General features: G+C 60.7%; 16 protein-coding genes. 6 read left to right on the top strand and 10 right to left on the bottom strand.

Going from position 1 to position 11,846, the window contains the following annotated elements:
• Positions 1 to 5: 5 nt before the first annotated feature.
• From madM to mdcA, 9 genes are all read right to left on the bottom strand, one after another.
• Positions 6 to 770, bottom strand: a complete 765-nt coding sequence (gene madM / locus RGM3321_RS22900; RefSeq protein WP_244394952.1) for a malonate transporter subunit MadM — start codon at positions 768 to 770, stop codon at positions 6 to 8.
• 1 nt (position 771) lies between these two features.
• Positions 772 to 1,200, bottom strand: a complete 429-nt coding sequence (gene madL, locus RGM3321_RS22895) for a malonate transporter subunit MadL (protein ID WP_244394951.1) — start codon at positions 1,198 to 1,200, stop codon at positions 772 to 774.
• A 69-nt stretch (positions 1,201 to 1,269) separates the two neighbouring features.
• Positions 1,270 to 2,205 carry a malonate decarboxylase subunit epsilon gene (mdcH, locus tag RGM3321_RS22890; protein WP_244394950.1) on the bottom strand — a complete coding sequence of 312 codons (936 nt, stop codon included), beginning with the start codon at positions 2,203 to 2,205 and terminating at the stop codon, positions 1,270 to 1,272.
• Positions 2,202 to 2,840: a malonate decarboxylase holo-ACP synthase gene (locus RGM3321_RS22885; RefSeq protein WP_244394949.1), complete on the bottom strand. Its 639-nt coding sequence runs from the start codon at positions 2,838 to 2,840 to the stop codon at positions 2,202 to 2,204. Before RGM3321_RS22885 ends, mdcH begins: the two co-directional genes overlap by 4 nt.
• Positions 2,834 to 3,634 carry a biotin-independent malonate decarboxylase subunit gamma gene (gene mdcE, locus RGM3321_RS22880; RefSeq protein ID WP_244394948.1) on the bottom strand — a complete coding sequence of 267 codons (801 nt, stop codon included), beginning with the start codon at positions 3,632 to 3,634 and terminating at the stop codon, positions 2,834 to 2,836. Before mdcE ends, RGM3321_RS22885 begins: the two co-directional genes overlap by 7 nt.
• Positions 3,631 to 4,482, bottom strand: coding sequence for a biotin-independent malonate decarboxylase subunit beta (locus tag RGM3321_RS22875; protein ID WP_244394947.1), 852 nt, complete (start codon positions 4,480 to 4,482; stop codon positions 3,631 to 3,633). Before RGM3321_RS22875 ends, mdcE begins: the two co-directional genes overlap by 4 nt.
• Positions 4,475 to 4,774 (bottom strand): malonate decarboxylase subunit delta, encoded by a 300-nt coding sequence (locus RGM3321_RS22870; RefSeq protein ID WP_004654333.1) that lies wholly within the window; start codon positions 4,772 to 4,774, stop codon positions 4,475 to 4,477. Before RGM3321_RS22870 ends, RGM3321_RS22875 begins: the two co-directional genes overlap by 8 nt.
• A 1-nt stretch (position 4,775) precedes the next feature.
• Entirely contained in the window at positions 4,776 to 5,651 is an 876-nt protein-coding gene (locus RGM3321_RS22865; protein WP_244394946.1) for a triphosphoribosyl-dephospho-CoA synthase, read from the bottom strand.
• Positions 5,651 to 7,327, bottom strand: a complete 1,677-nt coding sequence (gene mdcA / locus RGM3321_RS22860; protein WP_122259103.1) for a malonate decarboxylase subunit alpha — start codon at positions 7,325 to 7,327, stop codon at positions 5,651 to 5,653. The genes RGM3321_RS22865 and mdcA overlap by 1 nt, the downstream gene beginning before the upstream one ends.
• A 262-nt stretch (positions 7,328 to 7,589) precedes the next feature.
• Between mdcA and RGM3321_RS22855 the strand changes: the two genes are divergently transcribed.
• On the top strand, positions 7,590 to 7,982 hold the full coding sequence (locus tag RGM3321_RS22855) for a PAAR domain-containing protein (RefSeq protein ID WP_244394945.1): 393 nt from the start codon (positions 7,590 to 7,592) through the stop codon (positions 7,980 to 7,982).
• Positions 7,983 to 8,203: 221 nt separating this feature from the next.
• On the opposite strand, the gene RGM3321_RS22850 is transcribed toward RGM3321_RS22855, so the two are convergent.
• The gene (locus RGM3321_RS22850) at positions 8,204 to 8,983 is read right to left on the bottom strand and encodes a ParA family protein (RefSeq protein WP_004654324.1); all 780 of its coding nucleotides are present in this window, start codon (positions 8,981 to 8,983) and stop codon (positions 8,204 to 8,206) included.
• 307 nt (positions 8,984 to 9,290) lie between these two features.
• Between RGM3321_RS22850 and RGM3321_RS22845 the strand changes: the two genes are divergently transcribed.
• The 5 genes from RGM3321_RS22845 to RGM3321_RS22825 are packed head-to-tail and all read left to right on the top strand — an operon-like array spanning position 9,291 to position 11,839.
• Positions 9,291 to 10,010, top strand: a complete 720-nt coding sequence (locus tag RGM3321_RS22845; protein WP_002551689.1) for a beta-ketoacyl synthase chain length factor — start codon at positions 9,291 to 9,293, stop codon at positions 10,008 to 10,010.
• Positions 9,986 to 10,798 (top strand): lysophospholipid acyltransferase family protein, encoded by an 813-nt coding sequence (locus RGM3321_RS22840; RefSeq protein ID WP_244394944.1) that lies wholly within the window; start codon positions 9,986 to 9,988, stop codon positions 10,796 to 10,798. The genes RGM3321_RS22845 and RGM3321_RS22840 overlap by 25 nt, the downstream gene beginning before the upstream one ends.
• Positions 10,773 to 11,033: a phosphopantetheine-binding protein gene (locus tag RGM3321_RS22835; RefSeq protein WP_002551687.1), complete on the top strand. Its 261-nt coding sequence runs from the start codon at positions 10,773 to 10,775 to the stop codon at positions 11,031 to 11,033. The genes RGM3321_RS22840 and RGM3321_RS22835 overlap by 26 nt, the downstream gene beginning before the upstream one ends.
• Positions 11,034 to 11,042: 9 nt before the next feature.
• On the top strand, positions 11,043 to 11,297 hold the full coding sequence (locus RGM3321_RS22830) for an acyl carrier protein (RefSeq protein ID WP_244394943.1): 255 nt from the start codon (positions 11,043 to 11,045) through the stop codon (positions 11,295 to 11,297).
• Positions 11,294 to 11,839 (top strand): hypothetical protein, encoded by a 546-nt coding sequence (locus RGM3321_RS22825; protein WP_244394942.1) that lies wholly within the window; start codon positions 11,294 to 11,296, stop codon positions 11,837 to 11,839. The genes RGM3321_RS22830 and RGM3321_RS22825 overlap by 4 nt, the downstream gene beginning before the upstream one ends.
• The last annotated feature ends 7 nt before the right edge of the window (positions 11,840 to 11,846 follow it).

Here is an 11,846-nt window from a genome sequence, read left to right as displayed (position 1 = left end):
AGGGACTAACCGACGATTGCACGCACGATGAAATACAGCACCGACGGCCCCAGCAGACAACCCAGCCCGGTATGAAACGTGGCGGTCAGCGCGCCGTAAGGCACCAGACGCCGGTCTGTTGCGGCCAGCCCTGCGGTAACGCCGCTGACAGTACCCGCCAGACCACCGAAGACCATCGCCGAACGCGGGTTGTCCAGGCCCATCCAGCGCGCTGCCATGGGCGTACCGACCATCACCAGAATCGCCTTGATCAGGCCGGTGGCAATCGACAGGGCCATCACGTCAGAGGTCGCACCCAACGCAGCACCGGTCACCGGACCGACGATGTAAGTCACGGCACCCGCGCCAATGGTGGTCATGCTGATTGCATCGCGGTAGCCAAACACCCAGGCAATGCTCGCGCCCACGATAAACGGCAGAATCGTGCCCAACAGCAAGGCGATTGCTCCGATCAGCCCGGCCTTGCGTGCTTCGGTGGCCTGCACTTCAAAGGCAGTCGCCACGATGGCGAAGTCACGCAGCATTGCCCCACCCATCAGGCCGATGCCTGAGAACAGCGCCATGTCGGCGAGCCCTTTCTGGCCGCCGGTCAACGTGCCGCCGACCCAGGCCAGAATCAATCCGATGACAATCGCGATGGCCGAGCCATGCACCCGGCCGAAGGTCAGGCGCCTTGAAAGCACCACCGAGACCCACATGATGATACCGACGAAGGCAAATGCGGTGATCAGGCCGTTGTGTTCAAGTCCTTTCTCGATGAGGTCCCACATATCAGCGACCTCCAGCCGGGGTGATTTCAGGCTTGATCACAGGCGTCAGCAGCGGTTCTTCCTTGGGTAAAGGCTCGCCACGATTGGTGCGACTGATCAATGCGATGGTGCAGGCGCAGAGCACCACCGAGCCGACAGCGGCCAATACCGCGACCGGCCCGCCCTTGAGTGCGGTCACAACGTTTTGTTGCGCGGCCATCGCCACCACCACCGGTATGTACAACGCGCCCCAGAAGCCCACGCCCATTTCGCAGTCCTTGGTCATGCCGCCGTGTTTCTGCATCCACAGGCGTGCGCAGATCAACAGGATCATGGCGATCCCGACCCCACCCACATTGGATTTCACGCCCAGCAGAACGCCGAGCATGTCACCGAGAATCACGCCCGCGAGCGTGCAGATAGCCAGTAGTGCAACACCATAGATAATCATTGTTGTTATTCCTCTGTTTGCATTGCTGAAGTTGTTGTTTTTGTCCTTCGTAGCAGCTGCACGGCGGCTCTATGGAGTGCGGCGACCCTCCTCGTGCGACAGCGCGATCAGGCTGTCCAGACGCGCAGCCTGAAAGGCCAGCGCTGTTCCTTGCTGGAAGACTTTGCGCGCCAGCCCGGTCAACACGGCACCGGGCGGCAATTCGATGTGCAGGCGCACGCCTCGCTCCCAGGCGGTCTCCACAGTGCTTCGCCAGTCGATGACCCGGCACATGTTGAAGGCCAGGTCGTCACGCAGTTTTTCGGCATTCAGCAGCGGACGCGCCGTGCTGCCGCTGAGGTAACGTATCTTCGGTGCCTGCAACGCAACCCTTGAAAAGGCTTCTGCCAGTTGCTGTGCGGGAGCTTCCAGCAAGGCGCAATGCGACGGTACGCTGACCGCAAGACGCTTGACCGCCGCGGCCCCCGACGCCTTGGCCAAATGACCGACCTGCTGCATCGCCACGGCGCTGCCCGAGATCACCATCTGGTTGTCGGCGTTGATATTGGCGAGAAACACCGGCATTTCCGGGCTGTGTACTTGCGTGATCAGCGCCTCGACCTGTGTCTGGTCCAGACCGATCACCGCAGTCATGCCATAACCTTCGGGCCAGGCGTTCTGCATCAACTCGCCGCGCAACGCCACCAGGCGCACGGCATCGTCAAAGGCCAGCACCCCGGAGATCACCGCTGCCGGATAAGCGCCGATGGACAACCCTGCAACGTAGTCCGGCACACAGTCACGCGCCTGCAACAGACGGGCGCAGGCGACACCGGCGATCAACAGGCAAAGCTGGACGGCGCGGGTCGCTTGCAGCGCCTGAGTGCTGTCCAGCGCCAGTACGTCTTCGCCCAGAGCATCGGCAGCTTCCTGCAGGCAATCGTGGACGACAGGGTCGTCGGGTAACTGATGCAGCATGCCGGCCTGCTGAGCGCCCTGACCGGGAAACACCCACAGGCTACTCATGCGCACGCCCCGATCAGATGCCACGGATCTGCAACCAGCCGCGCCCCTGCTGCGGTCTTGAGCAACACCCGCCCCGCTGGGCGCGCCCATTCACGCAGCGCCACAGCGCCATGATCGAGTTGCAGCTGGACATCGACCCGGCAGACCGATGTTTCCAGCGCTTCGACCAGTTCGGCTGCGCAACTGCGACTTAACGGCTCAGGCGTACGCAAAATCAGGTCCAGATCGCTGTCCTGATTCAACGCCGCAATACCACTGGCCAATTCGAACCCGGCGCTGCCGCCGACACCCCAGACCAGTTCCAACGCATCCATCACCGGGCGGACCTGGCGCAAGGCACGCAATGCGGGCCAGTCCTGAGTATTTTCGGTCGGGCACAAGACCAGTTGCTCGGGGGCTACCCGCCGATAGACATCCGTCAGCAACATGCTCGCGGCATAGCGCTGCTCACGACCGTAGCCGCGCAACCCTACGGCCACCTGACCGGCTGGCATGGCCTGCCGACGCACCACGACCGGCTGCCCGGCCAGCACCGTTTCGACCGCCCATTTGGGCGCATCGTCCGGCAAGGCAGACAGTGGCATGCCCCACAGCAAATCATGGGGCAGTACTGCGCAAGCGCTGTCGATCACCATTGCGCCCGCAACAACTGGCGCACGGTGGCCGATGCCGCACGATTGCTCGCGCCCAGGCGGCTGCTCAGGTCGACCCCGCTGGCCCGCACGTCTCTGATCGCACTGCTGAGGACATTGCGAATCTGAGTCAGGTCATCAGCAGTGGGCTGCTCGATCTGGCTGACCGAGAGGGTTTCCCACAGCAGACCGAGGCTTGCGTAGCTGTCGATGTCGTAGGCCATTGGCGGGATGCTGGTGGCAAGTTTTTCCAGGTCTTCGACACTGCGCAGCGTTACCCGAGCGGCGGAAGCCTTGCCCATCGCATGCACCATCACACCGGGATCACGCAGTGCAATCAGCCGATTGGCCTGATACCCGTGGGCCAGAAATGCGCCGGACATAGCCTTGCCGACCAGCAGACCAATGACCGCATGCCCGGCAATACGCGCTCGCGCATAGCTGTCCACCGCACCGGCCAGCGCCTGATGAATGCCCAGCGCTTCTTCGCGGCGGCCATAGGCCTGGCTCGGCACATCGACAATCGCAATCAATGCACGCTTTTCGGCGCGGTCGCGATCCTGCTCGATGGCGTCATCCACAGCTTTAGCCAGGCCCCAGCCTTCCAGCAGACCGACCTCTCCCTGACGCGCCCGAGGGAAACGATTGCCAGTATCGGCAACCACCGCCACAAAGCGCACCGGCTGCTCGCCCAACAAGCCATCGGCGACCTTGAGCGAGGCAGGCAGACCGTCAACTTGCGTAGCACCTGCGCTCAACGCTTTGAACCAGTGCAAACCCCGTTGTGAATAGCTCATGACCGGGCTCCTTGATAAAGGGTACGTACACTCTGCGGATCGATTTGCGCTTCGGTGTCGAGGCTGGTGAGGCGCTGCAAAAACAGTTCGTACTGGCTGCTGCGATGCGCTGCCGGTACGCCCTGCTTGAGCCAGCCGCTGACCTGCTGCCGGATATCGGACACATCGTCTGCGGCAAAACCGTCCACCAGATCACTGGCAAACCGCTGCTCGCCTCCGGTCAGGCTCCAGATAAACGGGCGGTCACGGGAATCGTATTCTTCGATGCCGGCTTCCTGCTCGATCACCTGCGGGCCGTTCAGGCCCAAGCGGGCTTCCTGGGTCACCAGCAAATAGCTGCACAAGCCCGCAGCAATGGACATCCCGCCAAAACAGCCGACGCTGCCCGCCACTACGCCGATTACCGGCTGGTACTGGCGCAAGTCGACCATCGCGGCATGAATCTCGGCAATCGCCGCCAGACCCAGATTGGCTTCCTGCAAACGCACGCCACCGGTTTCCAACAGCACGATGGCAGCGGTGGGAATACCGTTGCGGTTGTCTTCGGCGGCCAGCTCAAGCGCACCGGCCATTTTCGCGCCGCCGACTTCGCCCATGCTGCCGCCCTGAAACGAGCCTTCGATGGCCGCAATGACTACCGGCCACCCGTCAACAGTGCCTTTGGCGACCACCACGCCATCGTCGGCTTGAGGCACAACGCCTTGCCTGGCGAGCCAGGGCGACATGACGCGATCAAACGGGCCAAGCAATTCGCGGAAGCTGTCGGCATCCAGCAGAGCGCGGGCGCGCTGCCGGGCACCGAGTTCAATGAAACTGTGCTGGCTCAGCAAACGTGCATTATCAGTCATGACCGATCTCCTCGAAGCCCTGCTCCAGGCGCAAGCGCACCACGCCGGGCGTGGCCCCGAAGTCATGTATGTCGATGCTCAGCGCAGGCGGGGTCTGGCCGTCGAACATGCGCTCGAAAAGATGCTTCCAGCGCAGCGAGGCACCGTTGACCGAGGTCACCACCTGAATCGACAACTTGCCGGGCGAACCGGGCTCCAGCAGTACTTCCAGATCACCCGAGCCCACCACGCCCACCAGCGCGCGGCCTTTGGGCGGCTGTCCGGCAGGAAATTCAAAAGACAGGGTTTCCATTTCAGGCACTCCTCGAAACACGGCCGAGCACAGGCTCCAGGCCGTCGATGAACAGGCAGGCAGCCAGCAAATCAGCCGCGCCGCCAGGCGAAGCATTAAGCGCCAGCAGTTGCTGATCCAGCTGGCTCAGTGCGCGGCGCCCGGCAAGGCTGGCACTGCCACCAGCGTCCAGCACGTGCTGAGCTCCTCGCTGCATGGTGTGCAAGCCTTCGATACCGGCACGATGCAGCACGCAGGTGTCGGACAGGGTGGTCATGATCGCCAGCAATGCATCCAGCCGGGCGTTCTGCTCGCCACTGCCCGCCGCACGACTGCGTTGCAGTTGCGGCAAGGCGAAATCCCTGACTGCCGGGAAACCTTGCTGCGCCTGTTCTCGGGCACCCATTACACCGTAACGGCGAACCACTTCATTACCGTGACTGCCTTGCACGAGCACCTGGCGGTCCTTGATCTGCGCCAGGCTGGCAGCCCGCGCGAGCACGGCTTCGGGAGCGCAGTTGCGGGCGTCCAGCGCGGCAGCCGTCACCAGCAGGCCCAGCGCCCAGATCGCACCTCGATGAGTATTCACACCCTGGGTGGTGCGCAGCATTGTGGCTTCACCTTCGCGACCGAGACGACCGAGCGCCTCACGTAATGGCTGGCCCACCGAGTTGAATTGTCCGGCGGCGTCAGCCATCAACTTGAAGGTCGGCCGCAGTGACAGCGCCGAGGAATGCATCAGGCCCAGATGCAGGTCGGTGTGTGCGCCGCTGCCACGCCGGTCCACCAGTGCAGGCTTGGGCGACAGGTCGGCTTCGGCGATCAGGGCATCGACGGCCAGATCGGCCAGCCGTTCCGCAAGCGAAGCAGCTTGCGGTGTCAATTGAAGTGCGCTCATCACCAACTCCTGAATTTGGCAGGCGGGCTGTACAGGCCACCGGACCACTGAACCAGATCGGCAATGCTCTTGGCCGCAAGCAGTTCACGGCTGGCATCGGTACGCCGGATACCCAGGTCTTCCGGCAGCGCGATCAGCCCTTCACGACGCATACGTGCAGTGTCTTTCGGGTTATGGCGCAAGCCGATCACGGTCACGCCCGCCACGGCGGCGATCATCGCCTGACGCTCTTCCAGGCTGCGTGCCTTGTAGAGATAGGCTATGCCTTCTTCGGTCAACAAATGAGTGACGTCGTCGCCGTAAATCATGATCGGTGCCAGCGGCATGCCGCTTTTCTTTGCCACCTCGACCGCATCAAGGGTTTCAACGAAGGTGGGTTTACCGCCTTCCTGAAACGTCTCGACCATCTGCACCACGAGCTTTTTGCCGCGTTCCAGATAGGCATCCGGGCCGCTCTCGTTCTGTTGGCGCATGTCCAGCCAGGCAGGGGTGGCATGACGTCGGCCGCGCGGATCATGGCCCATGTTCGGCGCGCCGCCAAAACCTGCCAGCCTGCCACGGGTGACGGTCGAGGAATGCCCGTCGCCATCAACCTGCAGGGTCGCGCCGATGAACAGGTCAACGGCATATTGGCCAGCCAGCTGACAGAGTTGGCGATTGGAACGCAGCGAGCCGTCGCGTCCGGTGAAGAACACATCCGGGCGCGCAGCAATGTAGTTTTCCATGCCCAGTTCGGTGCCGAAGCAATGCACGCTCTCGACCCAACCGCTTTCGATAGCCGGGATCAGCGTCGGATGTGGGTTAAGCGTCCAGTTACGGCAGATCTTGCCCTTGAGGCCCAGCGACTCGCCGTAAGTCGGCAGAATCAGTTCAATGGCTGCGGTATTGAAACCAATGCCGTGGTTCAGCGACTGAACGTTGTGTTTTTCGTAGATGCCGCGAATCGCCATCATCGCCATCAGTACATGCACTGGCTTGATGTGCCGCGGGTCGCGGGTGAACAGCGGCTCGATGTAGAACGGCTTGTCGGCCACCACCACAAAATCGACCCACGAGGCCGGAATGTCCACGCGAGGCAGTTCGCTGACGTCATCCACCAATTGATTGACCTGAACGATGACGATGCCATCGCTGAATGCGGCAGGCTCGATCAGCGCCGGGGTGTCCTCAGTACTCGGGCCGGTGTAGATGTTGCCTGCCCGGTCGGCCATGAAGCCTGCGGCCAGCACCACGTTGGGGATCAGGTCCACCACCAGCCGCGAATACAGTTCGATGTAGGTGTGGATCGCACCGATTTCCAGCAGGCCGTCTTCCAGCAGTTGGCTGATGCGCAGGCTTTGTGTGCCGGCAAACGAGAAGTCCAGTTTGCGTGCGATGCCTTGCTCGAAAAGGTCCAGATGCTCGGCGCGGCCAACGCTTGGCATGATCATGTGCAGGTCATGCACCTTGCCCGGATCGACTTTGGCCAGTGCGCGGGACAGGAAGTCCGCCTGCTTCTGGTTATTGCCCTCAAGTACCACCCGATCACCGGAAACCAGCAGGGCCTCCAGCGCCGAGACAATTTTGTCGGTCGGCAGCACTACGCCATCGGCCAGCGCCCGCACCTGCTCCAGACGCCGCTGCTTCTCGGTGCGACGACGTGTCCAGCGTGCGTCGGGGGAAGTTGTTGTTGTCATGATCGCTCCACGATTTTGCTGTCGTGGGCCACCTTAGGAGCGATAGGGGCAAGCATCAATCAAGCAGCGAGGCGAATCGTTACGGCTGGAGTAACGATAGTAGGAGTGATCATTTTCTGATCACCTTTATTGGTGCCGGTAACATCCGCGAAACGCCCTGCTGATCTTTGTGTAGGACCGGTCTTTAACAGGGCTTCTGCGCACCTGGGTAGCGGTTTTACGCCTAGCCTTCAGGCTTCCAGACCTCAAAGGAAGCACTGCCATGTCGTTCATAGTCAGGGAAGGCGATCTCACCACCACCGGCGGTTTTGTACTGAGTGCATCGGCCAGCGAAGTCATCGAGCGGCGCCGTGTGGCACGCATGGGCGATCCGGTGTGGTGCCCGGCATGCGGGGAGATTGGTTTCATCGCCCAAGGCAACCCGACGTATGTCGACGATCTGGTGGCGGTCGCCACGCGGGGTCACGAAGTAGAGTGCGGCTGCCCACTCGGCAGCAACCGCCTGACTGCCTCACAGGAGCATGTCCAGGCTGATATGGACGCAGCTGTCACCATCTCCACAGAACTGGCTTCGACAGCGAGGCTGAATGCCGAACAGCTGGCGCGCTCACTGAGAGACGGCAGCTATACGCCCGAGGTGCTCCGGCCGCGATGATTTCTGTGTCTGAGCGTTATGCATAAGTCCTGATATGCTCACAGATTGGCTTCTGCCCGCAGGGCGTGGGAGCGAACTTGTTCGCGAATACGGTAGTTCAGACGATACATTTTCTGTGACTATACCGGCCCTTTCGTGAACAAGTTCACTCCCACGGCCTTCGGCCAGAATCATAAGCAGACTTGTGTATAACGCTGAGTGCTAGGCGCGGTGCATACCCATCACGGATGGGCATTGGTCTCCAGCAAATGATGCAGGTCCACGAACTGCTGGGTCAGCTTGTGGCGGGGGTCCAGGTGGATCAGCGGCAGGCTGGCCTGATGAGACTCGCGCATTTTCACCGATGCGCCCAGGTAGACCGGCAACACCGGCAGACCCTCGGCGATCAGCTCGTCGAGCATCTGCTGCGGCAGGCTGGCTCGGGGCTGGAACTGGTTGACGATGATGCCTTCAACCTGAAGATCTTCGTTGTGATCCTCTTTCAGCTCCTCGATCTCGCGCATCAGTCCGTACAGCGCCTGCCGGGAGAAGCTATCGCAGTCGAACGGAATCAATACACGATCAGACGCAATAAGCGCCGAAACCGCATAAAAGTTCAGTGCTGGCGGCGTATCCAGGTAAATCCGCTCGTAATCCTCACTCAGTTCGTCGAGCAGTTTGCGCAGCTTGTTGATCTTGTGTTTCGCCTCAAGTTTGGGCTGCAAGTCGGCAAGCTCGGCAGTGGCCGTGACCACATGCAGGTTATCGAACGGTGTTTCATAGATATCAACGTGGTTTTTCTTGGCGAACGGTGCTGCTGACAGCGTGTTCTTGAAGAACTCGGCAATACCCATCGGAATATCCTGACCGGTAAGCCCGGTGAGGTACTGAGTCGAGTTGGCCTGGGCATCGAGATCGATCAACAACGTCCGATAGCCTTCGTGAGCGCTGACTGCAGCCAGATTGCAAGCGATGCTCGATTTGCCGACACCGCCCTTCTGATTGAATACCACGCGACGCATGCTTTGGATTCCTTGAAAGATGAAGAAACAGCAGGAGTGGCCGATAACGACCTTAAGAGGGTCGAGTCTAGGCAGTACATATGACAACAGCGAGCTTATCGCAAAAGGGCAGGTACCTGTCTGTCATCCGAAAAGCAGACTTGATCTTTAAAATACACGCCTGTAAACGGTTTTTATGTAACAAATTTGCTAGTAATGACCCCCATCGGGATAATGCGCGCACTCGGTCAAATTACCGCACCCAGGCTGATATCTACCTGATATCGATGTAGCGAGAAACAAGCCCGCAGGGGCGGGAAGAGAAGTCTTGATCACCTTCAACATTGCACGATGGCATGCCTGGGCTCCGGGCCTGGCGAGCGCTGACGACTGGTTGCAATGGAGCCGCAATCCGACGTTGCTGGAAACCAGTGACGCCGCGCCAGACGTGTCTTTTCTGCCTGCCATGCAACGCCGCCGCCTGGGCCGCATGGCCAGAATGGCATTTGCCGTCGGCTGGCCATTGACTGAAGGCTTGGGACGCGTACCGCTGGTGTTTGTCTCGCGCCACGGAGAAACCCCGAGAACGTTTGAAATTCTGCGTGATCTGGCCGCGAACGAGCCGGTTTCACCGACCCAGTTCAGCCTTTCAGTGCATAACGCAGTGATTGGTCTGTGGTCGATCATGCGCGGTGAAACAAGTGAGATGACAGCCCTGGCAGCCGCAGGCGACGGGCTGGAGTATGGAGCGTTCGAGGCCGCAGCGTTGCTGGCCGAGGGTGCAGAAGCAGTATTGCTTGTGGTGACTGAAGAACAGCCACCACACGCTTATGCCCAATGGATTGATGACGTGCCCTTTCCCTACGCGGTCGGCTTGCTGCTGACGCCCGGCAACGAGTGGGAATTGTCTTTGCACAGCGACACACAAGGGAACCCGCAGACTCGATGGCCCCACGCATTGAATCTGCTGCAAGCCTTGCACACTGATCAATCCGTCTGCCTGCACCCCTGGAATAACCGGTTATGGAACTGGCAACGCAAGAACTGAAAAAACGTCAGGATGCTTATTACTGGCGTTTGCTGGCAACCGCCTTCAGCTTTGCCCTGTTCGGGTTCAGCGGCCTGTGCCTGCGCTTGTTCGTTTTTCCGGTACTCAGTTGCCTGCCCGGCAGTGTAGCCAGCCATCAGCGCCGCGCCAGGCGGACCATCAGCCGCCTGTTCTGGCTGTTCATCCGCATCATGGCGCGCATGGGCGTGTTGACCTACGAGGTGCAGGGAGCCGAAAAGCTCGGCCGCCCCGGGCAGATGATCATTGCCAACCACCCGTCACTGATCGACGTAGTGTTCCTGATCGGGCTGGTGCGTGACGCCAATTGCGTGGTCAAGCGCAGCCTGTGGGAAAACCCGTTCACCCGCGGCCCGGTGCGCTCCACCGGTTACATCAGCAACGACGGCAGCATGGACATGCTCGACGCCGCCGTGGAGCGCCTGCAAAGCGGCCAGACACTGATTATTTTCCCCGAAGGCACCCGCACCCAGCCGGGTCAGCCGCCGGTCTTTCACCGGGGCGCGGCCGCCATTGCACTGCGTGGCGCGAGCATGATCACTCCGGTGACCATCAAGGTCCAGCCGACCACTCTGACCAAGGCCGAGCCCTGGTATCGCATTGCACAACGCCGCGTGCACTTCAGTTTGCGCGTCGGTGCCGATATAGCCCCCACCGTCTTCAGTTCGCTGGGCCCGCCGCCCGTGGCGTCCCGCAAGCTCAACGATTACCTGCATGACTATTTCACCAAGGAGCTCGCCTCAGATGAGCGATCTGCACCAGGACATTAAATTGTTGATCATCGATGCCCTGGGCCTCGAAGACATCACCCCGGAGGATATCGGCAACGATATGACGCTGTTCGGCGAAGGACTGGGACTGGACTCGGTGGATGCGCTCGAACTGGGCCTGGCCATCCAGAAGCGCTATGGCATCAAGATCGATGCCGATGCAAAGGACACCCGTAACCATTTCGCCAGCGTCGACAGCCTTGCGGCCTTCGTCAGCGCCAGACAACCGGCCTGAGAATTGAACATGCAAACCCGTGAAGACATCTTCGAAATCCTGCGCGCCGCGATGGTGGAACTGTTCGAACTGGAGCCTGAGAGGGTCACACTTGAAGCCAACCTGTATCAGGACCTGGAAATCGACAGCATCGATGCCGTGGACCTGATCGACCACATCAAACGCAAGACCGGCAAGAAGATTGCCGCTGAAGAGTTCAAATCAGTCAGAACCGTGAACGACGTGGTAGAGGCCGTCTACAAACTGGTCAAAACGGCCGAATGAAGCGGCTGATTGGCCTGATTCTGGTACTGGCCGGTGTGCTGTATCCGTTTGCCGTCTACTGGGGAACCGAACACTTCGCCCCGTGGCAGTTCGCGCTGCTGCTGGGCAGCCTGTGGCTGGCGCGTGCACTGACCGGCGAGCGCAAGCCAGGCAGCCTGGCAATGGCGATTGTCGCCCTGGTTTTTTGCGTGGCGCTGGGCGTACTCGACAGCCATCTGATGCTGCGCTGGTATCCGGTACTGGTCAGCGCGTTCATGCTCGGCCTGTTCGGTTCCAGCCTGGTCTACGGCCCGCCGATCGTGGAAAGAATGGCGCGCATAAACCGCCCCGAACTGCCCGAGTCCGGCATCCGTTACACCCGTAAAGTCACGCAGATCTGGTGCCTGTTCTTCCTGGTCAATGGCCTCACGGCAGCCATACTGACGCTCTGGGCACCGTTGTCCTGGTGGACGCTGTACACCGGCCTGGTTTCCTACGGATTGATGGGCCTGTTGTTCGCTGTTGAATGGATAGTCCGCCCACCCGCTGCGGGCGGCAAATGAAATGGAT

The sequence above is a fragment of the Pseudomonas sp. RGM 3321 genome, assembly GCF_022836805.1.
In the GTDB taxonomy this organism is placed as follows: domain Bacteria; phylum Pseudomonadota; class Gammaproteobacteria; order Pseudomonadales; family Pseudomonadaceae; genus Aquipseudomonas.
This window is presented reverse-complemented; position numbering and strand designations above follow the sequence as displayed.